Source organism: Bosea sp. 29B (assembly GCF_902506165.1).
Taxonomy (GTDB): domain Bacteria; phylum Pseudomonadota; class Alphaproteobacteria; order Rhizobiales; family Beijerinckiaceae; genus Allobosea.
Genome location: NZ_LR733817.1, coordinates 1366000 through 1392985, shown reverse-complemented (window position 1 = coordinate 1392985; position 26986 = coordinate 1366000). Strand labels below are relative to the sequence as shown.

At 66.1% G+C, this 26986-nt stretch carries 21 protein-coding genes and 1 riboswitch; of the genes, 6 read left to right on the top strand and 15 right to left on the bottom strand.

The features are described 5' to 3' along the window. Positions 1-9 precede the first annotated feature (9 nt). The 9 genes from GV161_RS06840 to GV161_RS06800 all read right to left on the bottom strand — a co-directional run bounded on the left by GV161_RS06840 (position 10) and on the right by GV161_RS06800 (position 12906). On the bottom strand, positions 10-3144 hold the full coding sequence (locus tag GV161_RS06840; protein WP_152015418.1) for a multidrug efflux RND transporter permease subunit: 3135 nt from the start codon (positions 3142-3144) through the stop codon (positions 10-12). Positions 3145-3148: 4 nt separating this feature from the next. Continuing rightward, positions 3149-4306, bottom strand: coding sequence for an efflux RND transporter periplasmic adaptor subunit (locus tag GV161_RS06835; RefSeq protein WP_244624148.1), 1158 nt, complete (start codon positions 4304-4306; stop codon positions 3149-3151). A gap of 164 nt (positions 4307-4470) precedes the next feature. After that, positions 4471-6078 (bottom strand): FMN-binding glutamate synthase family protein, encoded by a 1608-nt coding sequence (locus tag GV161_RS06830; protein ID WP_152015419.1) that lies wholly within the window; start codon positions 6076-6078, stop codon positions 4471-4473. 88 nt (positions 6079-6166) lie between these two features. Continuing rightward, positions 6167-7174: a hypothetical protein gene (locus tag GV161_RS06825; RefSeq protein ID WP_152015420.1), complete on the bottom strand. Its 1008-nt coding sequence runs from the start codon at positions 7172-7174 to the stop codon at positions 6167-6169. Further along, positions 7171-7962, bottom strand: a complete 792-nt coding sequence (locus GV161_RS06820; protein ID WP_152015421.1) for an ABC transporter ATP-binding protein — start codon at positions 7960-7962, stop codon at positions 7171-7173. Before GV161_RS06820 ends, GV161_RS06825 begins: the two co-directional genes overlap by 4 nt. Further along, positions 7962-8948 carry an iron ABC transporter permease gene (locus GV161_RS06815; protein WP_244624198.1) on the bottom strand — a complete coding sequence of 329 codons (987 nt, stop codon included), beginning with the start codon at positions 8946-8948 and terminating at the stop codon, positions 7962-7964. Before GV161_RS06815 ends, GV161_RS06820 begins: the two co-directional genes overlap by 1 nt. 35 nt (positions 8949-8983) lie before the next feature. Next, positions 8984-9844: an ABC transporter substrate-binding protein gene (locus GV161_RS06810; RefSeq protein WP_201302994.1), complete on the bottom strand. Its 861-nt coding sequence runs from the start codon at positions 9842-9844 to the stop codon at positions 8984-8986. After that, positions 9841-11784 (bottom strand): TonB-dependent receptor, encoded by a 1944-nt coding sequence (locus GV161_RS06805; protein ID WP_244624149.1) that lies wholly within the window; start codon positions 11782-11784, stop codon positions 9841-9843. Before GV161_RS06805 ends, GV161_RS06810 begins: the two co-directional genes overlap by 4 nt. Positions 11785-11903: 119 nt before the next feature. Beyond that, a riboswitch (cobalamin riboswitch) is annotated at positions 11904-12104 on the bottom strand. 46 nt (positions 12105-12150) lie between these two features. After that, positions 12151-12906: a GntR family transcriptional regulator gene (locus tag GV161_RS06800; protein ID WP_152015422.1), complete on the bottom strand. Its 756-nt coding sequence runs from the start codon at positions 12904-12906 to the stop codon at positions 12151-12153. 141 nt (positions 12907-13047) lie between these two features. Between GV161_RS06800 and GV161_RS06795 the strand changes: the two genes are divergently transcribed. After that, positions 13048-15435: an AI-2E family transporter gene (locus GV161_RS06795; protein WP_152015423.1), complete on the top strand. Its 2388-nt coding sequence runs from the start codon at positions 13048-13050 to the stop codon at positions 15433-15435. Positions 15436-15532: 97 nt separating this feature from the next. Next, the gene (locus GV161_RS06790) at positions 15533-16648 is read left to right on the top strand and encodes a PLP-dependent cysteine synthase family protein (RefSeq protein WP_152015424.1); all 1116 of its coding nucleotides are present in this window, start codon (positions 15533-15535) and stop codon (positions 16646-16648) included. A 69-nt stretch (positions 16649-16717) separates the two neighbouring features. Here GV161_RS06790 and GV161_RS06785 read toward each other — a convergent pair whose 3' ends face one another. The 3 genes from GV161_RS06785 to GV161_RS06775 all read right to left on the bottom strand — a co-directional run bounded on the left by GV161_RS06785 (position 16718) and on the right by GV161_RS06775 (position 19375). Next, complete coding sequence (locus tag GV161_RS06785; RefSeq protein ID WP_152015425.1) at positions 16718-17614, bottom strand: hypothetical protein; 897 nt, start codon at positions 17612-17614, stop codon at positions 16718-16720. 116 nt (positions 17615-17730) lie between these two features. After that, positions 17731-18294, bottom strand: coding sequence for an NUDIX domain-containing protein (locus tag GV161_RS06780; protein WP_159650182.1), 564 nt, complete (start codon positions 18292-18294; stop codon positions 17731-17733). 49 nt (positions 18295-18343) lie between these two features. Then, positions 18344-19375 (bottom strand): DUF3616 domain-containing protein, encoded by a 1032-nt coding sequence (locus tag GV161_RS06775; RefSeq protein WP_152015427.1) that lies wholly within the window; start codon positions 19373-19375, stop codon positions 18344-18346. Positions 19376-20330: 955 nt separating this feature from the next. On the opposite strand from GV161_RS06775, the gene GV161_RS06770 reads away from it, so the two are divergent. The 3 genes from GV161_RS06770 to GV161_RS06760 all read left to right on the top strand — a co-directional run bounded on the left by GV161_RS06770 (position 20331) and on the right by GV161_RS06760 (position 21887). After that, positions 20331-20705: a hypothetical protein gene (locus GV161_RS06770; protein ID WP_152015429.1), complete on the top strand. Its 375-nt coding sequence runs from the start codon at positions 20331-20333 to the stop codon at positions 20703-20705. Positions 20706-20790: 85 nt separating this feature from the next. Continuing rightward, a complete protein-coding gene (locus GV161_RS06765) occupies positions 20791-21120 on the top strand; it encodes a hypothetical protein (protein WP_152015430.1) in 330 nt (109 codons plus the stop codon). 263 nt (positions 21121-21383) lie between these two features. Further along, entirely contained in the window at positions 21384-21887 is a 504-nt protein-coding gene (locus GV161_RS06760) for a hypothetical protein (RefSeq protein WP_152015431.1), read from the top strand. A 79-nt stretch (positions 21888-21966) separates the two neighbouring features. Here the strand turns inward: GV161_RS06760 and argC are convergent, their stop codons facing one another. Beyond that, entirely contained in the window at positions 21967-22941 is a 975-nt protein-coding gene (argC, locus tag GV161_RS06755) for an N-acetyl-gamma-glutamyl-phosphate reductase (RefSeq protein ID WP_152015432.1), read from the bottom strand. 357 nt (positions 22942-23298) lie between these two features. On the opposite strand from argC, the gene GV161_RS06750 reads away from it, so the two are divergent. Continuing rightward, complete coding sequence (locus GV161_RS06750; protein ID WP_152015433.1) at positions 23299-23817, top strand: hypothetical protein; 519 nt, start codon at positions 23299-23301, stop codon at positions 23815-23817. A gap of 89 nt (positions 23818-23906) precedes the next feature. Here GV161_RS06750 and GV161_RS06745 read toward each other — a convergent pair whose 3' ends face one another. Together GV161_RS06745 and aceB are read right to left on the bottom strand one after the other, a co-directional pair. Beyond that, positions 23907-24494 carry a hypothetical protein gene (locus tag GV161_RS06745; RefSeq protein ID WP_152015434.1) on the bottom strand — a complete coding sequence of 196 codons (588 nt, stop codon included), beginning with the start codon at positions 24492-24494 and terminating at the stop codon, positions 23907-23909. A 747-nt stretch (positions 24495-25241) separates the two neighbouring features. Continuing rightward, entirely contained in the window at positions 25242-26849 is a 1608-nt protein-coding gene (gene aceB / locus GV161_RS06740) for a malate synthase A (protein WP_152015435.1), read from the bottom strand. Positions 26850-26986 lie beyond the last annotated feature (137 nt).

Sequence of the window (26986 nt, the reverse complement as noted above, 5' to 3'; positions counted from 1 at the left end):
GGGGCCGGCTCAGGCCTGCTCCTCCTTCGGGCGCGTCGATGGCCGCAGGCGCTCGCGCAGCCCTTGGAAGACGACATAGAGCGCCGGGATCACGAAGATGCCGATGAAGGATGCCGCGAGCATGCCGCCGAAGACGGGCGTGCCGACATCGCGCCGGGCGAGCTTGGACGGCCCTTCCGCGATCACCAGCGGCAGCAGGCCGAGGATGAAGGCGAAGGAGGTCATCATCACCGGACGGAAGCGCAGGCGCGCGCCTTCGGTCGCCGCGTGCAGGAGCGGGTGGCCCTTCTCGCGCAATTCCTTGGCGAACTCGACGATCAGGATGCCGTTCTTGGCGGCGAGGCCGATCAGCACGACGATGCCGATCTGGGCGTAGAGATCGAGCGTCAGCTTCGCCAGGACGATTGCGATAAAGGCGCCGAGGACGCCGACCGCGACCGAGAGCAGCACCGGCACGGGGATCGTCCAGCTCTCGTAGAGCGCGACCAGGAAGAGATAGGCGAAGAGCAGCGCGAAGGCGAGGATGATCGCCGTCTGCCCCTCGGCCCGTTTCTCCTGGAAGGAGACGTCGGTCCATTCGCCGCGATAGCCCGGCGACAGGGTCTTGGCCGCGACCGCCTCCATCGCCTTCAGCGCCTGGCCGGAGGAGACGCCGGGGGCGGGCGAGCCCTGCAGCGTCACCGCCAGGCGGTTGTTGTAGCGGATCAGCGCCTGCGGGCCGACCACGACCTTGGCCTCGACGAAGGAGCGCAGCGGCACCATGTCGCCGGACTTGCTGCGGACATTGATGCGGTAGATGTCGTTGACCGAGGCGCGGTCGGTGCCCTCGGCCTGGACCTGGACCTGCCAGGTGCGGCCGAACAGGTTCATGTCGTTGACGTAATAGCCGCCGAGCGAGGCCTGGAGGGCCTGGAAGACGTCGCTCAAGGAGACGCCGAGGATCTGGACCTTGTCGCGGTCGATGTCGAGATAGATCGACGGCGCCGAATCCGAGAAGGTCGAGAACACCCGTCGCAATTGCGGGTCCTGATTGGCGGCCACCGTCAGGCCGCGGAGCGCCTGACCGAGCGCCTTGGCGTCGGAGGAGCCCATGTCCATCAGCACGTAGCTGAAGCCGCCGCCGCTACCGAGGCCGATGATCGGCGGCGGCGCGACCGGGACGACATTGCCGTCGCGCACGCTGCGGAACTTCTGGGCGAGCCGGGCGATGACGGCCGAGGCCGAATCCTCCGGGCTGGTGCGCTGGTCGAACGGCTTCAGGGTCACGACGAAGAAGCCGGCATTGGGCTGGGAGTAATTGTCGATGAAGTTTAGGCCGATGACCGTGGAATAATCCGCGATCGCCTTCTCGGTCTTCAGGATGCCCTCGACCTCGGCGGCGAGCGTCGATGTGCGGCCGATCGAGGCGCCATCGGGCAATTGCGCGACGACGAAGAAGGCGCCCTGGTCGTCCTCCGGCAGGAAGCCGGTCGGCGTGACCCGGCTCATGGCGTAGATGCCGGCGCCGAAGGCCGCGGTCAGGGCAAGGCTGATGGCCGAGACGCGCACGAGACGCGCCACGCCGTTGCCGTAACGGTCGCGCGTCCAGTCGATGCCGCGCATGATATGGCCGATCGGCCCGCGCCGCGGTCCGTGATGCGGCCTCAGCAGGATGGCGCAGAGCGCCGGCGACAGGGTCAGCGCGTTGATCGCCGAGAGCACCATCGCGACCGCGACGGTGACGGCGAACTGACGGAAGAGCTCGCCGGAGATGCCGGGGATGAAGGCGACCGGCACGAAGACCGAGAGCAGTACCAGCGTGATCGCGATGATCGGGGCGACGATCTCGCCCATGGCGCGCTTGGTCGCCTCGGCCGGCGAGAGCTCCGGATGCTCCTCCATCACGCGCTCGACGTTCTCGATAACGACGATCGCGTCGTCGACGACGATGCCGATGGCGAGGACCACCGCGAGCAGCGAGACGGTGTTGGCGGAGTAGCCGATGGCATTGAGCACGATGAAGGCGCCGACCAGGCTCACCGGCACGGCGATGGTCGGGATCAGCGTCGCCCTGAGATTGCCGAGGAAGATGTAGACGACGAGCACGACGAGGACGAAAGCCTCGATCAGCGTCTTCTGGACCTCGTGGATCGTGGCTGTGACGAAGGCGGTCGGGTCGTAGGTGACCTTCCAGGCGAGGCCGTCGGGGAAGGACTTTTCGAGGTCGCCGATCGTCTTCTTGACGGATTCGAGGGCTGTGAGAGCGTTGGCGCCGGGTGCCTGGTAGACGCCGATCAGCACGGCCGGGCCGCCGTTCAGGCGGGTGTCGCGGTCGAGATTGGCGGCGCCGAGCTCGAGGCGCGCGACATCCGAGAGCCGCAGGATCGAGCCGTCGGCATTGGTGCGCAGCACGATCTTGCCGAACTCTTCCGGCGAGGTCAGGCGGCCCTTGGTCTGGATGTTGAGCTGAAGCTGCTGGTCGTCGGAGATCGGCCGGGCGCCGATGCGGCCGACCGCGGCCTGCGCGTTCTGGCCCTGGATGGCGGCGATGATGTCGCCGGTGGTGATGTTGAGGCCGGTCAGGGCGTCGGTGCGGACCCAGGCGCGGATGGCGTAGTCCTGCGCGCCGAAGAGCGAGGCGTCGCCGACGCCGGCCGTGGACTTGATCGCATCGAGCAGGTTGATGGTGACGTAGTTCGAGACGAAGAGCGTGTCGTAATTGCCCTTCGGTGCATAGACGGCGATGACGCCGAGCAACGCCGAAGACTGTTTCTTGACGACGACGCCGCTGCGCTGGACCTCCTGCGGCAGCTTCGACAGAGCGAGCTGGACGCGGTTGTTGACGTTGACGTTGTTGATGTCGGGATTGGTGCCGAGCTCGAAGGAGACCTGCAGCGAGTAGCTGCCGTCATTGCCGCTGACGCTCTTCATGTAGAGCATCTTGTCGGTGCCGACGATCTGGGCCTCGATCGGCTGGGCGACGGTCTGCTCGACCACCGCGGCCGAAGCGCCGGGATAGGAAGCACGCACCGAGATCTGCGGTGGCACGATGTCGGGATATTGCGCGACGGGAATCGCGAACAGCGAGATCAGGCCCGCGATCGTGGTGACGAGCGCGATGACGATCGCCAGCCGAGGCCGGTCGACGAAGACGGAGCTCAGCATGATGTCAGCTCCGGCCGGTCGTCAGGGTCACCGGCGAGGCCAGCACCGGCACGCCGGGCCGGAGATTCTGCAGGCCCTGGATGACGATCTGCTCGTTGCCGGAAAGGCCCTGGTCGATCGCGACATAGGAGCCGGCCTCGGCCCCGACCTTGACCCGCTTCACCACCGCCTTGCCGTCCTCGACGGCGAAGACATAGGAGCCCTGCTGGTCGGCGATCAGCGCCGATTGCGGGACCAGCACCTTCTCTTCGCTCTTGTCGGCCTGGACGCCGACGCGAACGAGGGTGCCGTCGAGGAGCTTGCCGCCCGGATTGGGCAGAGTGGCGCGGACCAGCACTGTGTCGGTGGAGCGCTCGACGGAGACGTCGACGAAATCGACCCGGCCCTTCTGGTCGTAGGTGGAGCCGTCCGAGAATTTCAGGTTGACGAGCGGGGCGGAACCATCGGCTGGCAGGCGGTTCGTCTTCAGCGCCAGGAATTCGCGCTGGCTGACCGGGAAGGTGACATACATCGGGTCGTCGCTGACGATCTGGGCCAGCACACCGCTATCGGGGCTGACGACATTGCCCTTGGTCACCTTGGTGCGGCCGATGCGGCCGGCGATCGGCGCCTTGATCTCGGTGTAGCCGAGATTGATCTGGGCGGTCTTCAGATTGGCGGCGGCCGTGGTCTCGTCGCCCTGCGCGCCCTTCTCCTCGGCGACACGCTGGTCGCGGATGGCGACCGAGCCGGCATTGGTCTTCAGCAGATCCTCGGCACGCTGGCGCTGCACCGTGGCGTTCTGGAGGGCGCCCTGGGCCTTCTCGAGCGCGCCTTGCGCCTGCTCGACCGCCGCCTCGAACGGACTGCGCTCGATGCGGAAGAGCGGAGCCCCCTCGGCGACGCTCGCGCCGTCCTTGAACAGGACCTCTTCGAGATAGCCGGTGACGCGGGCACGGATGTCGACACGGTTCACCGCCTCGATCCGCCCGACGAAATCGGCGGTCTGGGTGATGGCGCGCTTCTCGGCGATCACGGTGCCGACGGGAACGGCGGTAGGCGCCGGCTGCTGGGCGAGGGCGCCCGCGCCGAGGCCGAAGATGAGGAACACCGCGAGCGTCGTGGAGGAAAGGCGCAAGGCCGTGGAGCGCTGCGCATGCGCCATCCGAGACCGCTCAGACATTCGTTAACCCCTTAGCCATTGTTCGCTCGGCCCAATCGACAGGCACGGAGCGAGCTATCCATATCCTGCGTCGATACTGGGCACATTCCTCCGAAAACGCTACGGTCTTGTTACGCGCCTGCGTTGCGTGCCCGGTTTTCATCATTGTCCTGGCGTGAATGCGCTCACGACAATCTGTCGAAGCTGTCGGTGCGGGCGAGATCCCAGTTGCGGCGATAGAAGGCGTGCTCGCAGAGCCCGGTCAGCAATTCGCCCGGCTGCAGGAAGACGTGCAGATCGGAGAACAGGCGGATTTCGGTGGCGCTGACGCGGCGCACGAGATGGTGCGGGCCTAGCTCTTCGGGATGGGTGAGGCCGGCCGCCGCCAGCATGTCGGCCAGCGCCTGCAGCGTGTTGGCGTGGAAGCGGTGGACGCGCTGCGCCTTGTCCGGCACCACCAGCGCCCGCTGACGGACGGCATCCTGCGTCGCGACGCCGGTCGGGCAGCGATTGGTGTTGCAGGACAAGGACTGGACGCAGCCGAGCGCGAACATGAAGCCGCGGGCGGCATTGGCCCAGTCGGCGCCGATCGCAAGCACGCTGGCGATGTCGAAGGCGCTGACGATGCGACCGGCGACGCCGATCTTGACCTTATCGCGCAAGCCGGCTCCGACCAGCACATTGTGGACGAAGAGCAGGCCCTCGCGCATCGGCAGGCCGATATGGTCGCTGAACTCGACCGGGGCGGCACCGGTGCCGCCCTCGGCGCCGTCGACGACGATGAAGTCTGGCACGACGCCGCTCTCCAGCATCGCCTTGACCATGCCCATGAACTCCCAGGGATGGCCTAGGCAGAGCTTGAATCCGACGGGCTTGCCGCCCGAGAGCTCGCGCAATTGGGCGATGAACGCCATCATCTCCAGCGGCGTCGAGAAGGCGCTGTGGCTCGGCGGCGAGATGCAGTCCTGCCCGACTGGGACACCGCGGGTCGCGGCGATCTCGGGCGTGACCTTCGGCGCTGGCAGGATGCCGCCATGACCGGGCTTGGCACCCTGGCTCAGCTTGATCTCGATCATCTTGACCTGGAGCTCGGTCGCCTGCCGGGCGAAGCGCTCGGGATCGAAGCGACCCTTGTCGTCGCGGCAGCCGAAATAGCCGCTGGCGACCTCCCAGACGATGTCGCCGCCGCCTTCGCGATGATAGGGGCTGATGTTGCCCTCGCCGGTGTCATGACTGAAGCGGCCGAGGCGCGCGCCGGTATTGAGCGCCCGGATCGCATTGGCGGAGAGCGAGCCGAAGCTCATTGCCGAGATGTTGAAGACGGAAGCCGAATAGGGCTGGCGGCACTGGTCGTTGCCGATGATGATGCGGAAGCTCTCGGGGTCGGAGACCGGCGCCGGCCGGGTCGAATGGCCGATGAACTCGTAGCCCTCGCGATAGACGTCGAGCAACGTGCCGAACGGGTGATCGCCGGCGAGGTTCTTGGCGCGGCGATAGACCAGCGAGCGCTGCGAGCGCGAGAACGGCGCTGCTTCCTCGTCCGCCTCGAACAGATATTGGCGCAGTTCGGGCCGGACCAGCTCGGCGAACCAGCGGATATGGCCGATTACCGGGTAGTTGCGCCGGATCGCATGCTCGGTCTGAGCGAGGTCCCAGAGCCCGAGCAGCGCCAACCCGGTCGCCAGCAGGCCGGGCAGCCAGAACCAGCTGTAACGGAAGGCCAGCGGAACCGTGATGAGCGCGACCAGAATGCAGACGATCAGCGTGGTGAAGCGGCTCAGTCGCAACGTCATATCCGATACCTGTCCGAACGAGATCCTTTCCTTCTAGCTTTGACAGATTCGAAAGACGATCGACCAGATGAGCGGACGGCCTTGCCGGCTAGGCATGGCCATAGGCGTCGGCGCCGTCTTCACTCGCCGGCTCCTGCCGGTCGAAGGTTTCGAGCCAGCGCGACAGGCCGGGCAGAGGAGGGCCGGCCCGCAATTGCCGCAGCGTGACACGCAAGGTGTGGCGCGCGAATTTGTTCGCCGGCTCGCGGAAGCCGGCGGGATCGGAGCCGGAGCGGATCGCTTCCAGAACCCCCTGCTTCAACGCCATGAGTTCAGGGTCGCCCGTGACGGCAAGGAGTGCCTGGAAGTGCTCATGTGCCGCGCCGTCCCAGGGCCGCGGCCGGGCCATCGCGTCCTTCAGCGGGTGGGTCGGGATGAGATGGGCGAAAGGCACCCAGCCGTTCGGCACCGGTTCGGTCGCCGCATGAGTGCGGCCGTTGCGCAGCAATTGCGGCAGGACATGGGTGTGCGGCCCTTCCGGGCTCTTGCCGTCGGCCGGCGGGATCGGCTGGTAGACCTCGCAGCGGCCGGCGCGCGTGACGAAGACGCGATGCGGGCCCTTCGCGATGATCGCCCCCATCGCCGGATTACCGGCCTCGAACAGGCTCCGGCCGGCGACGGTGCGCAAGCTCGCGATCAGCTCGGGATCGCCAGTGCGGATGCAGATATCGACCGGCAGCGTGCCGAGGCCCATGTCGAAGAGGATGCCGCCGCGGTCCTGGAGTCGCAGCGCCGCTGCGTCGGGACCGAGCTCGGTCAGGGCCGTGCGCCGGTTCATCGCGCAGGCCGCCTCCGGCAGGCAGAGCGCGACGCGATGGCTCCAGCCTTGGCCGACCGCGGTTTCGGAGGCGAAGAGCCTGACCCGCGAGAGATCGTCGAAGCCGATGCCGCCGCGATTCGTGACGGCGAAGAGCCGGCCCGGACCGTTGCCGAGTTCGACAGGCTCGCTGGGATCGCGCAGGAATTCGGCGATCGCGCCGAATGTGCCGAGATTCCACTGCGTCGTCTCGGTGGCGAGTTCCTGATGGATCAGGCTGGTCACGTCGTCTGCCGTCATCGGCTGGCTTCCTCGTTAGTCAGAGCCTGCCAGGGCAGGACGAATTGTTCGCCGCCGCGCTCGCCGCGCGCGACCGCGATGCCGAAGGCGCTTGCGAGGTTGGCATCGTCGAGCACGGCGGCTGGCTGGCCGTCGGCGAGAATTCGGCCTTGATCGAGCAGGACCAGCCGGTCGCAGAAGCGCCCGGCGAGCGAGAGGTCGTGCAGCACGACGACGACGCCGGTGCCGGCGGCCGCGATGCGCCTGAACAGCGCCATCGCTTCGAGCTGGTGGCGTGGATCGAGCCCGACCAGCGGCTCATCGGCGAGCAGCATCTCCGCTTCGACCGCCAGTGCCCGCGCCAGCAGCACGCGCACGCGTTCGCCGCCCGACAGACTGTCGAGACTGCGCTTGCGGAAGGCGCAGGCATCGGTCGCGGCGAAAGCCTTGTTGATCGCGGTGCGATCGGCCTCGGTCAGGTCGGCGAAGGGGCGCCGATGCGGCAGGCGGCCGAGCGCGACGACGGCCTCCGCCCGCATCTGCCATTGCACGCCGCCGCCCTGGGCGAGGAAGGCGAGCCGCTGCGCGAGCGCGCGGCGTCCCAGCGCTTTTGCGGGCTTGCCATCATAGAGAACTTTACCTGCTGCCGGCGGCAGCAGGTCGGCGAGGATGCGCAGCAAGGTGGTCTTGCCGGCGCCGTTGGCGCCGATCAGGCCGACGAGTTCGCCCGGTTGCAGGGCAAGATCGATGCCGGCGAGGATCGGCTTGCCGTCGAAGGCGATCGCGATGCCGTTCGCTTCGATACGCATCACGCCTCCCGCCGCAGGCGCTGGATCAGGCTGAACAGGAAGGGCGCGCCGATCAGGGCGGTGACGACGCCGAGCTTGAGTTCGGGCCGGATCGGCAGCAGCCGCAGCATCGTATCGGCTGCGAGCAGCAGGATGGCGCCACCGAAGCCGCTGACCAGCAGCAGCCGGCCGGGCTTGTGGCCGACCAGCGGGCGCAGGAGGTGCGGCACGACGAGGCCGACGAAACCGATCGCACCGGTGACCGCGACGGCGCTGCCGACGGCGAGCGCAGCGCCGCCGATCAGTCGCACTCGCAGCCAGGTCAGGTCGAAGCCGAGGCTGCGCGCCGTGTCCTCGCCGAGCGTGAGGCCGTCGAGCGCCGGCGCGCTGGAGAGAAGCAGGATCCAACCCGCTAGCATCAGCGGCAGCACAAGCCAGACATGGATCAGGCTGCGATCGGCGAGCGAGCCCATCAGCCAGAATACGATCTCCAGCGCGGCATAGGGGTTGGGCGCCAGGTTGAGCGCCAGCGAGGTCATCGCCCCGGCGAAGCTGTTGATCGCGACGCCGGCGAGGATCAGCGTCATCGTGCCGGCGCCGCGGCCATTGAGGGCGAAGAGCAGCAGCACGGCGAGCAATGCGCCGGCGATGCCGCCGAGCGGCAAAGCGAGCGCGAAGGCGCCGGCGAAACCGGAATAGAATACGGTGACGGCGCCGAAGGCGGCGGCGCTGGAGATGCCGACGATGCCGGGTTCGGCCAGCGGATTGCGCAGGAGACCCTGCATCGCCGCGCCGGCCAGCCCGAGGCTGAAGCCGACGATCGCGCCGAGGATGGCGCGCGGCAGGCGCAGTTCGACGAGTACCAGCGCCGGCAGGCTCTGCCGGCCGGCGAGCCAGTCGCTAAGCGCGGCGAAGAGGTCGAGCCGGGCATAACCGACGGCGAGCGACAGCGCGGCCATGACGAGCGCCGCGGCGGCCAGGAGGGCGACGAGCCGCCAATAGGACATCCGGTCGGATGCGGAGGAGGGCATGGCCGTAACGCTCATGGGCTTTTTCCGGCTGGCGTCGGCGCGGTCGCGTCGAGCAGCAATTCGATCGCGTCGATCACCGCCGGACCGGCGCAGGTCCAGAGCTTCGACGGCAAGGCGACGAGCTTCAGCCGGTCGCCGAGTCGGGCGAGGACGGGGTGATGCAGGATCTCATGGGCTAGCGAGGGCGGGCCGTTCGGCGTGGTGTTGAGGATCAGGATATCGGCCTTGCCGAGCGCGACGGTCTCGAGCGCGATCTGGCCGTAATTGTCGATGCCGAGCTCGGCGGCGAGGTTGGTCAGCCCCGCTGCCGTCAGGATCTCGTCAACGAGCGAGCCGCGCCCGGTGGTGAAGCCGTTCGGACGCAGCACGATCGCACGCGGATGCGCCGGGCGAGGGCGGTCCGCCAGCGCGGCGAGGCGCTTGTCGATCTCCGCGATCAGGGCTTCGCCGTTCTGCTGCTCGCCGAGCAGCCTCGCCATATCGCGGATCTGGGCGCGCATCTCGGCGAGGTTACCCGGCACGCCGAACTCGCGGACCGGCACGCCGACGCGCTTCAGCAGCGCGACGGTCGAGCGCGTCGTATAGGCGCCGGCGACGACGAGGTCGGGCTTTTGCGCCAGTACTTCCTCGACCAGACCGTGATTGGCCGGGATCGTCAGGGCGCGCGGAGCCATGTTAGCGTTGCGCGGGTCCTGCGACAGCCAGGTCACCGAGGCGACGTGCTTCGGTGACGCCAGCCGCAGCACCAGCTCGTCGGTGCACATGTTGAGCGAGACGATGCGCTTCGGCTTCCCTGGCGCATCGTCCGCATGGGTGGGGCCGCCGAACGCCGCCAGCCAGAGGCCGAGCGCGAGGGCAGCCAGTCGCCTCACAGGCTCACCCTGATCCCGCCGAAGGCGCTGAGGCCCGGCACCAGGAAGCCGACAGGGTTCTCGTAGCGCTTGTCGAACAGGTTATCGACGCGGCCGAACACGGTGAGTCTCTCGTCGACCTTGTAGTCTGCGGCGAGGTTGATGATCGCGGCGCCTGGCGCTCGCATCCTGGAGATCGAGAAGTCGCGGTTCCCGTCCATGCGAGCGCCGACATAGACCAGCGTCGCCGACAGCGTCAGCTTCTCGATCGGCATCCAGCTCGCAGTGACGCTCGCTTTGTGGCGCGGCCGGCGCAGCAGCTCCTGGCGCGCAGTCTCGTCCTTGGCGAGGGTGAAGGTATAGTCGGCCCGGACCTTGAACTGCGGCGTCAGTTCGAGCGCCGCAAAGGCCTCGACGCCCTTGGTCGTGGCGCGGCCGATGTTCGTATAGGAGGTGCGCGTGGCGTTGGTCAGGATCAGGTTGTCGATGTCGTTGTGGAACCAGGTCGCGCCGAAATTGACTTGCCCGTTCAGCAGCGGCTGCTCGAAGCCGACATCCCAGCCGCGGCTTTCCTCTGGCTTCAGATCGGGGTTGCCGTAGAAGTTGAAGGCCGGGCGTGAATCGCTGAAGCGCTCGCTCAGCGTCGGCGCCTTGAAGCCGGTGCCGTAGCTCGCCTTCAGCTTGGTGTCGGTGCCTGGCACGATGAAGACCGGTGCGATGCGATAGGTGGTGTGGCCGCCGAACTTGTCGTCGTCATCGTAGCGGATATTGGCGACGGTGAAGAAGCGGTCGGTCCAGTTCGACTGCAATTCGACGAAGGCGCCTCTATTGCCGTTCGAAACGGTCTTGGCGGAGGTGTCGAAGCGCTCGTTCTCATATTGCAGGCCCATCACCAGCGTCTGGCTCTGGGTGAGCTTCAGGTCGCCGCGCCAGTCGTATTTGGTGCGTTCGCCGAGGTTCTCGGTCGGCAGGCCGAGGATGCCTGCCGCGTTGGCTGTGCGGTTCGAGCGGTCCTGATTGCTGTAGGAGACGCCGAAGCGGTTGACGAAACGGCCCTCGAAGGGATCCCAGACGATCTCGCCGCGGGTGAAGGCCTGGCGGTAGTTCTGGCTCGAGCGGAAGCTGTTCGGCAGGCTCGGAAAGCCGGAATCGCCGGTGAACAGCAATTGCCCGTCGATATAGCGGCCGACCCAGTTGACGCTCAGCGTGTCGGTCAGCCTGGCGCCGAGGCGGGCGGAATAGCTCCAGTTGTCGTAGGAGCTCGGGTTACGCCGGCGGCCGGCGGGAACCAAGTTCGGCGGCGTCACCGGGGTCGAATCCGAGCGGAAATGGCTGACGTTGAAGGCGTAGTCGAAGCGGTCATTGCCGCCGCTCAGCCCGACGCTCTGGTTGAAGGTGCCGTAGGAGCCCGCCTCGACCGAGCCCGTCACCTTGGGCGGGCCCTCGCCGCGCTTGCTGGTGATCGAGATGACGCCGCCGAGCGCGTTGGCGCCATAGAGGCCGCTCTGCGGGCCGCGCAGCACCTCGATCCGCTCGATGTCGGTGGTGAGCATCTGGCCGAAATCGAAGGAACGGTTCGGCGTCGAGGGGTCGTTCACCTCTATGCCGTCGATCAGCACCTTGACGTGGTTCGAGTTGGTGCCGCGCATGAAGACCGAGGTCAGCCCGCCCGGGCCGCCAGTCTGGACGAGGTTGAGGCCGGGCACGGCGGCGAGCGCCTGCGGCAAGGTACGGCGCTGCTGGCGCTCGATCTCCTTGGCGGTGACGACGGTGACAGAGCTGGCGATCTCCCTGGCCGGGGTCGGAACGCCGGTCGGGCTGATGACGATCTCGTCGAGCGCGATCGGCTTCTCGCCCGATTGCGCCAGTGCAGAGAGCGATATCAACATGGTCGAGGCGGCGAGCAGGGAGAGGGCAAGGGGCGAATGCCCGCTCTTGGCGGGCTTTGGCAAACGGAACACGGGAAACCTCGGCGGTAACGTCAGTGGCACGTCACCGCGAACGAGATGTCCCCACCCACTCCCGAAACCGGGCGCGCGCAGTTCTACCACCCATCAGCGCACCCCGGCCGATGTGTTCGCGTGTGACCACGGCTGACGGCAGGTCTCCTGGCTCGCGGGTCGCTGCCCTTCGCCGCCTTCCCAGGGCCGAGGTCCCAGTGGCGTATGGCGAAAGGCTCGCCGCTTACAGTTGCGGGGGCAGCCGCAGCATGAGATGGCCGAGCCATCCGCACTGCGTTCCCTTTTGATCCCGTGAGGGAACCGTCGCGTTCACGAGTAGGGCGGAAATGCGGCAGCGTCAATTCGCCCGTTCACCCTCGCGAGCGGCTATTCCGCGGCCTTGAGCGAGCGCTTGCGTGCGGTCCTGGCGGGCTCCGCCGGCGCCTCCGCATAGGGCGCCAGGATCGCCATGATGTCGCGCCCGCGCGGCTTGGCTTCCGCCACCAGAGCGCGCTCCGCCACCGAATCGAGATGGTGGTGCATCAGGCTCGTGACTTTTCCGACGTCGCCGCTTGCGAGCGCGTCGATCAGCAGGCGGTGCTCGTTGATGCCGCATTCCGAGGAATGCGGCCGGCTGTAGAGCGACAGGATCAGGCAGCAGCGATAGGCGAGCTCACTGACATAGCGGATCAGGATCGGGCTCTCCGTCATCTCAGCGAGCAGGATGTGGAACTCGGTCGCGAGCCGGATCGATATCGCGTCCGGGCCGCCACGCGCCGCATCCTCCGAGTCGACATGGGCGCGCAGGGCCGCAAGCTGCGCCTTGCTCAGCCGGCCGGCGAGCTGGCGCACGACGAGGCGCTCCAGCTCGATGCGGATGTCGAAGGTGTCGCGCGCCTCCTGCCAGCTCGGTGTTGCCACCACGGCAGTGCGGTTGCGGCGTAGTTCGACCAGACCTTCGGCGGCGAGCTGGGCAAGCGCATGGCGTGCCAGGGTACGGCTGACGCCGAAGCGTTCGCCGAGCGCGTCCTCAGGCAAGGCCGCCCCGGGTTCGAGCGCGCGCTCGATGATCGCGCGGCGTAGCGCCCGGCAGATCATCCCAGCCTTGTCCGATGCGCCGTTTCCGGCCTCTTCCCGCGCCATCGCCGACACCAATGGTTGAAGATCGTTTCGTCTTAGCGCCTGGAGCTTGCAGTTCGCAATGCGGCGTGGGGCGCAGGCGGAACCGGGTGGTCCGTCCCACGTTCTTAAGGCGACCCAATAGGGGGCCGGGGGGCTTCGCGCATGGCAACGACACCGGCTCCGAGCCGAAGAGCGGTCCAGCCGGAGGTGGGTGGCATCGGCGCGGGCGATCTGGGTGGCGCCGACATCGTCAAGGTGGCGGCGACGCTCGTCTCGGCGGCAGTGATCATCGCAGCGCTCTATTACGGCCAGGACATCCTGATCCCGCTCGCCTTCGCCTTCCTGATCGGTTTCGCGCTCAATCCCCCGGTGATGTGGCTGCGGCGGCGCGGCGTGCCGAAGCTGGTCGCGATCGCGGCAGTGATGACGGTGGTGCTGGTGCTGCTGGCCGGGCTCTTCCTCGTGCTCGGCACGCAGCTGCGTTCGCTCGGCGAGCAACTGCCGAGCTATCAGTCGACGATCCATAACAAGCTCAACGATCTCAAGGCGCAGTTCAGGGCGCCGGGGATGCTCGATGGTGCGCTGAACGCGATCGCCTCCCTCCAGAAGGAAGTGGAGTCAGTGCAGGGCGCCGGGGCACAGCGCGTCGAGATCGTGCCGGCGCCGGGCACGCAATTGCAGGTGGCTCTGGTCTGGCTCGGGCGGGCACTCGAGCCGCTGGCGACGGCCGGCATCATTCTCGTCTTCGTGGTGCTGGCGCTGCTCGACCGGACCGACCTGCGCGACCGGTTGTTGCGCATCCTCGGCGGTAACCTGCACCGCTCGACCGATGCGATCGAGGATGCCGGCAGGCGGATCAGCCGCTACCTTCTGATGCAGCTCGTGGTGAACACCACCTTTGCCATCCCACTGGCGCTCGGCCTGTGGCTGATCGGCGTGCCCGGCGCTTTGCTCTGGGGCGTGGTCGCGGCTGTCTTGCGCTTCGTGCCTTATGTCGGCGCGCTGATTTCCGCGGTCTTCCCGCTGGCGCTCGCCTTCGCGGTCGACCCCGGCTGGCACATGGTGCTGTGGACATTGGCGCTGATCGCGGGGCTTGAGCTCATCAGCAACAACATCGTCGAACCTATGCTGTATGGCACCAGCACCGGGCTCTCGGCGATCTCGCTGATCGCCGCCGCGACGTTCTGGACCGCGCTCTGGGGCCCGGTCGGCCTGATCCTGTCGACGCCGCTGACGGTCTGCCTGCTGGTCCTCGGCAAGACGCTGCCGCAATTGCAGTTTCTCGACACGCTGCTCGGCTCGGTGCCGGTGCTCAGTCCGACCGAACGCATCTACCAGCGCCTGCTAGCGGGCGATGTCGACGAAGCCATCGAGATCGCCGAAAGCGAGATCGAGACGCTCTCCGTGGTGCCCTTCTATGACACCGTCGGCGTCGCGGTGCTGCGCCTCGCCAGCGACGATTATGGTCGCCAGGCGACTGCGGCGCACCGGCTGCGCATCGCGGAGGGAATGGAGGCGCTGCTGGAGGAGCTGCGCGAGGAGCACCCGGTCGCGGCTGCGGAGGGCTTGCCTCCGAAGGTGGTCTGCATCGGCGGCAAATGGGAGATCGACGGGATCGCCGCGCAGATGCTGGCCCATGCGCTCGACCTCGAAGGCGTCCCCGCGCAGGTGCGCAGGATCGCTCATGTCACGACGGGCTCGGTCGCCAGGCTCGATCTCGACGGGGTGCCGATCGTCTGCCTCAACTATTTCAGCGGCGAGCCCGACAACGCCGCCCGGCAGTTCTGCCGGCGCCTGCGGCAGCGCTGGCCGGAGCTGACGGTCATCGTGGTTCTCTGGACGGTGCCGCCCGAGAGGCTGGCGGGCGAGGCGAGCAAGGAGATCGGTGCCGACGAGATCGCCGCCTCGATCCAGGAGACGATCGGCCGGGTCCAGCGCCTGTTGCCCGAGACGGCGAGCGAACCGGCTGTGGTAGCGATGCCGGCCGACGATGCCGAGCGCTTGGCGGCGCTCCACGGTACGGGCTTCCTCGACGAGGCGCTGCGTGACGATCTCGATGCGATCGCCAAGCGCGCGGCCGATGCCTTCGATGTCGACGTGGCGATGATCTCGGCGATCGATGCCGAGCAGGAGATCGTCATCGGCGGCAGCAAGGAACTATCTGGTTTCGGCCGGGACGCGGCCGGGCGGCCGATCCTGCCACGCCGGGCGGCGATCTGCGAGCATGTCGTGGCCAGTGGCGAGACGCTGGTCGTCTCCGATACCGAGCGCGATGCGCGTTTTACAGACAATCCCGTCGCCAAGACCTGGGGCCTGCGCTTCTATGCCGGGGCGCCGCTGCGCTCCTCCGCCGGCCATGTGCTGGGAGCGCTCTGCATCCTCGATGCGGAAGCGCGCAATCTCGATCCGCGCGAGCGCGAGCTGCTGGAGAAGCTCGCGGCCGATGTCGTCGAGACGATCAGCCGGACCAGTGCCGACGGCTCGCGACAGCCGCCGGCCGAGGCGGAATCCGAAGCGAGCGCAACGGTCGGCCAGCCGGTGCCGGAGTAAGATCGGATGGCCAGCCATCGCAAGGACGGTTCGACGCTGGCCCCGGAGGCGGGCTTGCGCATAATGGCCTATCCGCCCTTGCGCACAGGTCTTCGCGATGGATGCCGAGCTTTCTCCTTCAGTCCGGAAACCCTGCTCCCGTGACTGGACCGACCGTGCCATCGCTGCGCTCGAAGCCGACCAGCACCGCTCGGCTGACACTCATCTCTTCAAGCTCGACTGCCCGGCGCTTGCAGGCATCGACATCTATCTCAAGGATGAATCGACCCATCCGACCGGGAGCCTGAAGCACCGGCTGGCGCGCTCGCTCTTCCTCTATGCGCTGTGCAATGGCCATATCCGCCAGGACACGCCGGTGATCGAGGCCTCATCCGGCTCGACGGCGGTGTCTGAGGCCTATTTCGCCCGGATGATCGGCGTGCCCTTCTATGCGGTGATGCCGCGCTCGACCTCGGCCGAGAAGGTCGCCGCCATCGAGCACCATGGCGGCACCTGCCATTTCATCGACGACGGACGCACGCTCTATGCGCAGGCCGAGGCGCTCGCCCACCAGCTCGGCGGCCACTACATGGACCAGTTCACCTATGCCGAACGGGCGACCGACTGGCGTGGCAACAACAACATCGCCGAATCGATCTTCCAGCAGATGGGCAAGGAGCCCCATCCTGTGCCGGCCTGGATGGTGATGAGCGCCGGCACGGGCGGCACCTCGGCGACGCTCGGGCGCTATCTGCGCTACAAGCGCCATGCCACCCGGCTCTGCGTCGCCGATGTCGAGCACTCGGCCTTCTTCGACGGCTATCGCACCGCCGATGCCGATTGCTGCTGCGAGCGGCCGTCGCTGATCGAAGGCATCGGGCGGCCGCGGGTCGAGCCCTCCTTCGTCTGCGGGGTGATCGATCGTATGGTGCGGGTGCCGGATGCCGCTTCGATCGCGGCGATGAACGTGCTCTCGCGCCGGCTCGGTCGCCGCGTCGGCGGCTCGACCGGGACCAATTTCTTCGCCTTGTGCTGGCTCGCCGATGCGATGCGGGCAAAGGGCGAACAGGGTTCGCTGGTCACGCTGATCTGCGATTCCGGCGAGCGCTATCTCCGGACCTATTACGATGCCGGCTGGTTGGCCGAACGCGGGCTCGAGCCCGCCCCTTACGAGCGTCGGATCGAGGCTGTCCTTGCCGGCGAGCGGCTGGAGTGCCCGCTCGAAGAGGCGTGAGGTGAACCGTCTTTTGTCGAAGCATCAGATTGGTCCCAAAAGTGGATTCCACTTTTGGGTCTGATGCTCTCAGAAGCTGTAGGCCGCCTTCACCTTCAGCAGGTGCTGGCTGAAATTGGTGATGTCGAGATCGCCCGGTACGCCCTTGGCCTTGCCAGCGATCTGGACGTTGTAGGCGGCCGAGATGGCGAGCTGCTTGCTCGCCTGCCAGAAGATGCCGGGGCCGGCGAAAGTGGCGTAGCCCGCTTCCTTGCCGAAGCCGAGCTCGTTGTGGCGGCGCTGATGGCGCACTTCGCCGCTGAGATAGAGCCCGTCGAGCACTTGCCAGGCGAGCGAGCCGCCGACCGTGAAGGTCGAGGAACGCAGATAGGAGCTCGGGCCCGTCCAGGTCAGGTCATGCGAGAAGTTGAGCGCGGCGTAGAGCTTGCCGGGGACGAGCGTCTTGTCGGCGAAAATGCGCAAGCCGGTGTTGTAGGTGGTGAAGTTGCTGGCACCGGTCGGATCGGTGCGGTTGAAGCTGGGATCGACGATGACGGTGAGGCCGATGCCGTGCAGGTCGCGGCCGAGCAAGCGGTACTTCATCTCGACGCCGGCACCGGCACTGCGATTGTCCGCCTTGCTGCCGCCGATGGTGGCGTCGGTGTAGCCGCCGAGGAGGTAGGGGCCGACCTCGAAGCAGGGGAAGAGCCCATAGGAGCCCTGCAACTGCAGGCCATGCGCGGCCTGGCGGCCGTCGCGGACGCCGAAGCCGCCATTATAGGTCAGGCTGGCGCCGAAGGAGCCGGGATCGGCGACATCCGAGCCGGTGGTGAAGCCGAAGGCGTCGGTCGGAATGCCCTCGCTCTCGCTGCAGGCCGAAAGCACCGGCGGCGCGGCCGGGGCGCCCTTGCGTGAGGGCAGGTCGGCGGCGAAGGCGGGCGAGAGCAGGCCCGAGACGGCAAGGGCGAAGGCGGCGGGCCTGAGCATAGCTGGCGATCCTGTTGGCGAATCGACTCTACGTAAATGCAAATGAGTTGCAACATTGGATGATCGATCGCGGGATCATAATGTTACATTGTTGCGATCTAGCAACAGCGAGCCGCTCAGTCCCGGGCGTTCAACGCATGCAAGCGTGCGAACGCGACCGGCGCGATCTCCGCCAGAGCTGCGATGGGCTTCCAGGCGGCCGCGTGGACCTCCTCTTCCTGGGCGATCAGCGGCAGCGCCGGATCGGCGATGAAGAGATATTGCAGGTCATGATGGATGTGTGGCGGCTCGCTGCGGCGTGGATTGCCCGGCACCTCATGGCTGTCGATCGCGAAGGGCAGATCGCCGCCGCGATGCCAGGGATGCAGGATAGGAGCGGCGACGCCGGTCTCCTCCACCGCCTCGCGCAAGGCCGAGGCATGGAAGCTCGCTGCCGGCTCGTAATGGCCGCCGGGCTGGAGCCAGCGGCCGATCACGACATGGTCGATCAACAGGATCTGCGCATGGTCGGGCGAGAGCACGAAGGCGCTGGTGGTGACATGGCCCGGCATGGTCTCGCGCCGGTCGAGCGCATGGCGCTCTGCCATCTGCCAGCGCAGCAGAGCGAGCCGCTCGCGCAGGCCTGCAACCTCGGCGAGATAGCGGGAGACAGTCGAATCGAGGCGCGCAAGGAAGCTCATGGCCACGCGCATCGCATGTCCGGCGCCAGCCGGGAAGGCCGCCTTCCGATCAGGGCAGCTTCAGCCGGTATTCCTCGAAGCCGCCATTCTTCACGCTGTCATAGCCGATGAGGACGCGCAGTTCGCCACGCTCCTGTGCCAGCACGGCGAGCGCCTCCGCCTTGGCGTCCTTGCGTCGGGGCAGCTCGCCGAGCTCACGGATGGCGGCGGGGTCGGCGGTGTCGAGCAGCAGGATCGCATATGGCACGTCCTGCTCCTGCGCCGGACCGACGAGGACGAGCAGGCGGCCATCGGCGAGCGGAGTAAGATCGCGCACGCCGCGCTGAGCTCCGGCGGCAAAGGCGAGGAGCTGCGGCTTGCTCGCTGCCGGCTCGCTGCCCGGCTTGAACAGTTCGGCAACGCTGCCACCGACGAGGAAGGCGCGGCCGCCAAGTGCTGGTGCGCGCAGGCCGAGCCAGAGCCGGTCGCCGACCACCGCGAGGCCCTCGATATTGAGCCCGTTGCTCGTCTCGTCGAGCGCCTTGCCGACAAAGGGCGCGACCTCGCCGGCCGCGCCGAGCAGATCGGCGACGCGCCAGCTCAATTCGGGGGTGCCGGCCTCGCCATTGCCGGCCACGATCCGGGCCAGCAGGAAGGAGGAGGGCCGATATTCGCCGCTGCGCCGCGAGCAGCCATGCGAGCCGACGACGTAGTAATGGCGATCGGCAAAGGCGACGCCCTCGCCGTCGAAATCCTCGAAGCCGCCATGCTTGGGGCAGCTGATCGCCGGCTGGCGTCCGCTCGCGGCGGCGGGGGCGCTGTCCTTGACCAGCGGCAGGCTGGGGCCGGGGATGATCGCGCCCTGCCTCAGCGTCGCGAACTGGGCGGCCTTGTTCTCGTCGTTGATCACGAGGCAGCGATAGTCGCCACCGGCGGGCGGGCGGCAGGCGATGCCGCTGATGTCCTTGGCGGGTTTGCGTGGCTTCTTGCCGGTGAAGTCGGAGGTCGCTTCGATCCTGCGCTCGGGTTTCAGCGTCTCGGCGCGGACGGCATTCGTTGCGAGAAGGCTGAGCGCGAGGGCGGAGAGGATCGCGAGCCGCATCTGGTCATGCTCCGACGGAAAGAGCGGACATAGGGGGCGTGGTGGTGGTTGCAAAGGCCCATGAAGCCGAATGCGCCTGCCCGCGGGGATAATGGGAGATCTTATCACCGGTGTCCTAGCCGGCCCGATAATGCGCTTCGGGCGAGGGAGTAGGCCGTGGCGCAAGCGGATTTCGCAACTGCATTGTTCGACATGCGGCTCGGCGTCGAGCGGATCGCCCTGGCACTGCTGGAGCTGAGACGTGATCTGCTCGCCAGAGGGTCTCGGACCCCGGTCGCGTCCAAATACAACCCCGATCAACCGCGCGTCCCGGCAGGAAATCCCGATGGCGGCCAGTGGACGAGCGGTGGAGGTGAGGGCAGCGCCGGTGAGGACAGTCTAAGCTCGGACCTCGAGAGAGCCCTCGATGGCCTGGACAAGGACTCTCTCGACTGGGCAACGGGTAGGTCGCGTGGAGGTGCCGGTGCCTGGCCGAACGCGACGCCTGCCCAGCAGGCTCGGCTCGTCGCGTCCGAGTTGCAGGCGCAGGCGGCGATCCGTCGGGTGCAGGAAATCGATGCGCGTTGGAAGCCGCCAGCTAGCATCTCGGAGGGCATCGAAGGCGCAATTGCGACGAACCAGGCTGCGGTTAGGCAAGCCGAGGCGCGGCTGCGCGAGCTGCAAGGGATGGGAATCGGGCCGGGGCCATTTGCGGAAGAATCGATACCATCCCGCGGCCCATCCCGACGATTCACAGCTGAGGAACGACAGGAAATCAATCGGCTGGGCTATACATATGGGTGCCATACATGCGGCACGACCGAGCCGGGTTTACCTAGTCGGAACTTTATCCCTGACCACCAAATTCCAAACGCGCTGAGCCCGAAAGGAAGTGGACAGAGGCTTTACCCTCATTGTCGATCATGCAGCGATGCGCAAGGCGGGAACATTCGGGCGATCCAGAGGAGACGGTAGGATGACCCAAACTGCCACTATCCAACCCGTGAATTCGATCGTTTTCGTCCATGGCGGTGGTGACTATGACGTTCCCGTTGACAAGCTGGAGCGGAACGGCAACCTGGTCGCCGCGAGCTCGAATTGCCTGATCGTTTGTGTGTATCCTGAGATCGACGGACCGACCCATATGACGCTGGGACGGTCCGCCGATGTCGACCCAGGCTCGACTCCTTCCTTCATTGGTGAGTTGGAGACGCCGCAAAAGACGCTCTTCATCGATCAAGTCGACGACGTCGTCGTGTTTACGCAAGCGGTGCCGTCGACGCTGACGACCATCCGCATCTGGTTTAGCCATCCACGCTGGCCGGAGAAGGTCGTGATCGGGATCGATTGATCGCGCGCCCTTATGCCGGGGTGGGTCCCTTGAAGGGGATAGCGTGACGATGGTCAGGACAGCAACGATTTGCCCGAGCAACTCGATGGTCATCGTCTCGGGCGGCCGTCCTGTCGACGTGCCTTCGGATCAGCCGATCGCGCCGGTCGCCGCGTCGCCGAGCTGTCTTTTGGTGGCTTGCATGCCGGAGGTGGATGGCGATACCGAGTTGACGATAGGCACGGCAGCTGACGTCGACCCCGGCTATGCTCCGGGGTTCGTTGGTCAACTCGAAACACCAAGGCTGCATATCCTTGTCGAGACGATCGACGATGAGATTGTTTTGGATCAGCCGGTTCGCGCGCTCGTTACACAGATTCGGATCTGGTTCAGCCATCCGCGGTGGCCGGAAAAGGTGGCGATCGGTATCGACTGATCATGTGTCGCTTCTTGCGGAGAAAATGATGCGACACATCATCGAAATTCGACCGGTCAACTCGATCGTGTTCTGCTGCGCATTCCGGTCCAGTCGCTGACGTTGTTGCAAGTAAATGGCAGCGGAACGCTGTGAGGCGAGGCTTGGCGGGCGCGTGCCTTGGTCGTTATCTTCGGGAATGGTCGTACGGGGGCGGTCAGGTGAAGGCAATCGAGCCGCGACCTTCCCGAGGTTCCGCGCGCTTGTGATCGAGCGAGGTAGCGGTGGTGAATGTCGAGCCCGGCGGCAGCTCGCCCTTCGGCAAGGCGGCCTGGCTACTTCTCATCCTGTCGGCCGGGCTTGCGGCCTATTTCGGGCTGTCTTCGCTGCTGCTGCCGTTTGTCGGGGCGCCGAACCTCTACACGGGAATCGAGCGCTGGATCGTTCCGGCAGCAGGCGCGCTCCAGCTCATGGCCGCTGCGGTGGCCTTCGTGCTTATCGGGCGTCGCGACTTGCGCGGCGCGACCCTCGCCGTGGCCGCGTGCTGGATGCTTGGATGGCTCGGGATGCTGCCGTCCGTCATCCGCAACGGGCTCGACCTCGACGCCGAAGCGCGGCGCACATTGGTCTATTTCATCGCGTTGCTCGTAATCGCGGTCTCGGCGGCGGCGTTGGCGTGGCGGAACCGCCATCCGATCCTGGCCGCCTTCATCGTGACTGCGCCGACCGCAGCCGGCGTCCTGTTCACTCTCGCCTTTGCGATCATGATCGCGATGTACGGTTTTTGAGTCGCGACGCCCTGCGCCGCTTGCGCGCATGAGCGGACCTCCGCAGCAGATTGAAGAGCTGCCCGGAGGTCCGCCTTCATCACGGCCAGATGGGTGCGCCGTCCAACCCCGCGGTTTCCGGCAGGCCGCAGATCAGGTTCGCGTTCTGCACCGCCTGGCCTGCCGCCCCCTTGCCGAGATTGTCGACCACGCCCATCGCGATCACCAGGTTGCGCTCCGGATCGGCCGCATAGCTGACGAAGGCGAGGTTCGAGCCGGTCGCCCATTTGGTCTGCGGCGGCCTGTCGGTCACGCGGACGAAGGAGCGCCCGGCGTAGAAGCGCCGTGCTGCGTCAAGGCACTGCTCCGTGGTGGCGCGCCCGCGGCAATAGATGGTGGCGAGGATGCCGCGGGTCATCGGCACCAGATGCGGCGTGAACACCAGCCCGGCCGCGCTGCCGCCGCTCAGCCGCTCGATCGTGCTGGCGATCTCGGGCATGTGGGTGTGCCTGAGCAGGCCGTAGGGCACCAGGTTCTCGTTGCTCTCGGCATAGCCGAACTTGCTGTCGCCGCCGCGGCCGGCACCGGAGATGCCGGTCTTGACGTCGATCACGATGTTGCCGGGCTCGATCAGCTTGCCGGCCAGCAGGGGCGCCAGTGCGGTCAGCGTCGCGGCCGGGAAGCAGCCGGGATTGGCGATGCGGGTCTGACCTTCGATCTGGGCCGGCCAGATATCGGCGAGGCCATAGGCCCAGCCGTCGACATAGCGGTGGTCGCCGCCGATATCGACGATCTTCACGTGCCTGGGAACGCGAGCCAGCGCTTCGGCCGAGGCGCCCGTGGGCAGCGACGCGAACAGCAGGTCGAGCTTCGGCAGGGCCGCAGGGTCCCATTTCTCGATGACCAGTTCGGCCAGCTTGGCCGGCACACCGGGGAAGCGGTCGACCAGACGGCTGCCGGCGCTGCTCTCGCCGGCGGCGTAGACCAGCTCGAAAGACGGGTGGCTCGCGATCAGGCGCAGCGCCTCGCCGCCGCCAAAACCGCTGATGCCGACAATGCCGACGCGAATGCTCATGATGGTGTCCTCTTTGGGGGGGCGGGCAAAAGAAAACCCCCGGAGCCGAGGGCTGCGGGGGTTCAGGAACGCGGGTCGAAGTCGCTTCGGCTGTGGCCTATGGTGAGGCCTTCACGCGGAAGGACGCTGATCGACGCGCAGCCAAGAAGCCGCCGCTCGGATGAAGCGGCGTCGGCGTCGGTCGCAAATGGTCCGGTTCCTGAGCATGCCCTGCGACACTGTCGGCACCGATAGTCGTCGTCAAGCGTAATGTCTGCTACCGGCCCTTAGCGGACGCGGGGCTAGTGAACTCCATAGCGCTCCTTGCTAGACATCACTCCCTAAAAATCCACACAGCGAGGCACCCTGTTGCTTGCAATGAAGCTGTTCCTCAGCGCCGTCGCTTTTTGCGCGGCGACAGCGATCCTTTTCGGCGACCCATCGCACGCGCTTGCCTTGGCGACAATCTGGTCTGATCGGCTAGGACTTCCCTATTGGAGGATGATTGCCCTCCTCTGCATGGCAGCCTCGGCTCTGATCTTCGCTACCCCGCTGAGAACTAGGATCAGCCCAGTACTGCGGCTGCCTGTCTTCACAATCTTGGCGGTGCTCCTGCCAACCGCAATTGTAGGGGTTTATGCCGACAGCGTCAGGCATCGTTCTGTTCTCGCATTTGGTGCAGAGGAGGTCGAAGAACATAGCTTCTTCGCGTCCATTCGAGAGGCTCCTGCGGAGTTTCAATTTTTCTTGCACACGGTGGCGCTTAAGAACTGCGTGCCTTACGCTTGGAGCTATCGGACGCTGTCGTTCTACGAGTTGCGGCCGAACGTAGCGGTCAATGTTTTGCAGCAGCGGTCGATCACCAAGTGCGGGATCACACGGACTGAGCGTCGCTGATCGACCGTCATATCTCCCAAGCTAAGTCCGCTCGCGACCCGTTGCGGAACTTGCGACAGTGCATAGGCGCGCTCCCGCGCCTCTTGCATTCACTTATGGATGCGCTCCAGAGCACGCGTGAAATCTTCGAAGCTTAGTTTGGGTAAGTCGGCGGGCGGTGGTGGTGCTTGGGGCGCTTCCGCCCAGTTGGCGCAGTTGCAGGCAGTCACCACCGAGCCGTTTGCTCGAACGGCGACGGCGAGGCCGGGACCAGCATCCGTCTGAAATACCAACAGCGGGGATGCGGTCTGCCCCCAAAAGCTGGCGATCGACGTATCTAAAACGCGGAACGATTTGCCTGCCTCCATGACCAAATCGGGCTTTATTCCAGCAGCCGTCATGCGGCCGAGAATTGTCATGCAGCCCGAATTGAAACAGGCCTGTTCGATGCGCAAGATAATTAAAGTTTCGCCTTCAACCGGCCCCTGCAACCAGCGAGCTTTTGTATTTTGCAGCGCGTTCTGAAAGTCGGCTGGCCGAAGCTCGCTCAATATGGTTGCCGCTCGCTCGCGAAATTCCGTGGGGAGCGGCAAGTCGATTCTATGGATCGCTTCGACGCATTGCGCATCGCCTGCAAGCGCGAGCGCCACCGCGCCGACGAGTGCTGCTCGTAGATTTACCCACAGATGACGGCTCAACTCAGGCTCCATGGCAGCCAGATATGAAGCGAACAATCTGGTCTCAAAGGCAGCCTTCTACAATGTCCTTTACCGACCCGTTGTAGGCATGGCTCAATGCCCAGTAGCTCTTTTAAACAAATGGCGGCGATTTGATGAGTTTGGCAGTTACCCGAATCTGGTGCTTCTTGATCGGTCTGATCCAGTTTTTGCATGGAGCGGCACACGTCGTTCTGCCGCTGGGTCAAGCCGGACTTGGTTGGGCTTGGGCCATCCCTAATGTAGTTCTTCCTATTGCTTCAGGCATCACGCTTGTTATCATCGGGTTGAGGGGCTTCCGATCTCGTTAATCTACTGCCTGCCCAGGATATTTTCGAATAATGAAAGCTGTAGCCATCACCTGTTCCGTGCTGCTCACGTTTTTCATCGCTGCCGTACTGGGCTGGATTGGCGCAATGGCATTTGGTTACGGGTATGGCCTATTCGCTACGCTATATTGGCCTCTTATGCCCGAGGAAGCCGCAGGGCCGCAGGCCGCTCGCGGTGTGGCTGTGCTCGTAGTCGGAGCCATTGGATTTCTGTGCGGCTGGTCGCTTGGCCTCATGACATGGTCGGCGACTTGGCGACGCGCAAAGGTGGCTGCCGGTATACCTGCAGGCGAGAGCCATTAGGTCCGCTTCCGACCCAAAGCGGGCAAAAGCTGAAATTTACGGCCGAGCGTCAGAGAGCAGACCCGCGCCGCCCATATGAGCGGCGCGGGTCTTCGGATCAGCCCAGCTTCCCGTAAGCCGGCACGGTCAGGAACTCCTCGAATTCCGGCGCGAGCGAGAGCTTCGAGAACAGGTCGATCGCCTCGGGGAAGCGGCCCTTGTCATAGGCCTCGGCCCCGAGCTCGCTCTTCACCCGCGCCATCTCCTCGGGCAGGCAGCGCTTGAACAGATCGGCGTCGACCTTGGCGCCGCCTTCGAGCGCGACACCGTACTGGACGAACTGCCAGATCTGGGCGCGGCTGATCTCGGCGGTCGCGGCATCCTCCATCATGTTGTAGATCGGCACGGCGCCGCGGCCGCGCAGCCAGGCTTCGAGATACTGCACGCCGACGCGGATGTTCTCGCGGAAGCCTTCCTCGGTGCGGGTGCCTTCGTGCACCTCAAGCAGGTTCTCGCGGCCGACCGAGACGTCCTCGCGCAGCTTGTTGAGCTGGTTCGCCTGCGGCATCAGCCGGTCGAACACCTCCATCGCGACGGGAACGAGGTCGGGATGGGCGACCCAGGTGCCGTCATGGCCGTCGCCGGCCTCGCGCTCCTTGTCGGCCTTGACCTTGGCGAAGGCGGCGGCATTGGCCTCGGGATTGTTCTTGACCGGGATCTGCGCCGCCATGCCGCCCATGGCGAAGGCGCCGCGGCGGTGGCAGGTCTTGATCAGCAGCAGCGAATAGGCGCGCAGGAAGGCCTTGGTCATCACCACCTGCGAGCGGTCGGGCAGGACGAAGGCCTTGTTGCGGGCGAGCTTCTTGATGAAGGAGAAGATGTAGTCCCAGCGGCCGCAGTTGAGGCCGGCCATGTGCTCGCGCAATTCGTAGAGGATCTCGTCCATCTCGAAGGCGGCCGGCAGGGTCTCGATCAGCACGGTCGCCTTGATCGTGCCGGTCTTCAGGCCGAGCGCGGTCTGGGCGGCGACGAAGACGTCGTTCCAGAGGCGCGCCTCGAGATGGCTCTCGAGCTTGGGCAGGTAGAAATAGGGGCCCGAGCCCTGGGCCAGCGCTGCCTTGGCGTTATGGAAGACATAGAGCCCGAAATCGACCAGCGAGCCCGAGGCGATCTCGCCGTCGATCTCGATATGGCGCTCGGGCAGGTGCCAGCCGCGCGGCCGGATGATCAGGACGGCGGGCTTGTCCTTGAGCTTGTAGGCCTTGCCCGAGGTCGCGTCGGTGAAGTCGATCTTGCCGGCCCAGCGATCCCTGAGGTTGATCTGGCCTTCGACCATGTTGGCCCAGACCGGCGAGGAGGCGTCCTCGAAATCGGCCATGAAGATCTTGGCGCCGGAGTTCAGCGCGTTGACGATCATCTTGCGGTCGACCGGGCCGGTGATCTCGACGCGGCGGTCGAGCAGATCGGCCGGGATGGTTGCGACCTTCCAGTCACCCTCGCGGATGTGCTTGGTCTCGGCCAGGAAATCCGGGGTCTCGCCGGCGTCGAAGCGCTTCTGGCGCTCCTTGCGCACAGCGAGCAGGCGCTTGCGGGTCTCGTTGAAGCGGCGCTGCAGGTCGGCGACGAAGGCGAGCGCATCATGGCTCAGGACCTCGTCATAGCGCTCGGCGAGCGCGCCCTTGACGACGACGCCGGCAGGAAGCTTCAGGCTGGTCGGGGCGGTCATGGCTGTCATCTCCCAAGGCAGCGATCAGATGGCTGCATTATGGGGCTTCATGATTATGGCCGGAACCGCAGAGAATGTCAGATGATCTGATCAGGAATGGAAATAATCCCCGGTGGAGGCGAAACCGACCCTGATGC

Coding starts and splice junctions, on each gene's coding strand:
- GV161_RS06840 (WP_152015418.1), bottom strand. CDS start 3,144: ATGCTGAGCTCCGTCTTCGTCGACCGGCCTCGGCTGGCGATCGTCATC.
- GV161_RS06835 (WP_244624148.1), bottom strand. CDS start 4,306: ATGTCTGAGCGGTCTCGGATGGCGCATGCGCAGCGCTCCACGGCCTTG.
- GV161_RS06830 (WP_152015419.1), bottom strand. CDS start 6,078: ATGACGTTGCGACTGAGCCGCTTCACCACGCTGATCGTCTGCATTCTG.
- GV161_RS06825 (WP_152015420.1), bottom strand. CDS start 7,174: ATGACGGCAGACGACGTGACCAGCCTGATCCATCAGGAACTCGCCACC.
- GV161_RS06820 (WP_152015421.1), bottom strand. CDS start 7,962: ATGCGTATCGAAGCGAACGGCATCGCGATCGCCTTCGACGGCAAGCCG.
- GV161_RS06815 (WP_244624198.1), bottom strand. CDS start 8,948: ATGTCCTATTGGCGGCTCGTCGCCCTCCTGGCCGCCGCGGCGCTCGTC.
- GV161_RS06800 (WP_152015422.1), bottom strand. CDS start 12,906: ATGGCGCGGGAAGAGGCCGGAAACGGCGCATCGGACAAGGCTGGGATG.
- GV161_RS06795 (WP_152015423.1), top strand. CDS start 13,048: ATGGCAACGACACCGGCTCCGAGCCGAAGAGCGGTCCAGCCGGAGGTG.
- GV161_RS06790 (WP_152015424.1), top strand. CDS start 15,533: ATGGATGCCGAGCTTTCTCCTTCAGTCCGGAAACCCTGCTCCCGTGAC.
- GV161_RS06785 (WP_152015425.1), bottom strand. CDS start 17,614: ATGCTCAGGCCCGCCGCCTTCGCCCTTGCCGTCTCGGGCCTGCTCTCG.
- GV161_RS06780 (WP_159650182.1), bottom strand. CDS start 18,294: ATGAGCTTCCTTGCGCGCCTCGATTCGACTGTCTCCCGCTATCTCGCC.
- GV161_RS06775 (WP_152015427.1), bottom strand. CDS start 19,375: ATGCGGCTCGCGATCCTCTCCGCCCTCGCGCTCAGCCTTCTCGCAACG.
- GV161_RS06770 (WP_152015429.1), top strand. CDS start 20,331: ATGACCCAAACTGCCACTATCCAACCCGTGAATTCGATCGTTTTCGTC.
- GV161_RS06765 (WP_152015430.1), top strand. CDS start 20,791: ATGGTCATCGTCTCGGGCGGCCGTCCTGTCGACGTGCCTTCGGATCAG.
- argC (WP_152015432.1), bottom strand. CDS start 22,941: ATGAGCATTCGCGTCGGCATTGTCGGCATCAGCGGTTTTGGCGGCGGC.
- GV161_RS06750 (WP_152015433.1), top strand. CDS start 23,299: ATGAAGCTGTTCCTCAGCGCCGTCGCTTTTTGCGCGGCGACAGCGATC.
- aceB (WP_152015435.1), bottom strand. CDS start 26,849: ATGACCGCCCCGACCAGCCTGAAGCTTCCTGCCGGCGTCGTCGTCAAG.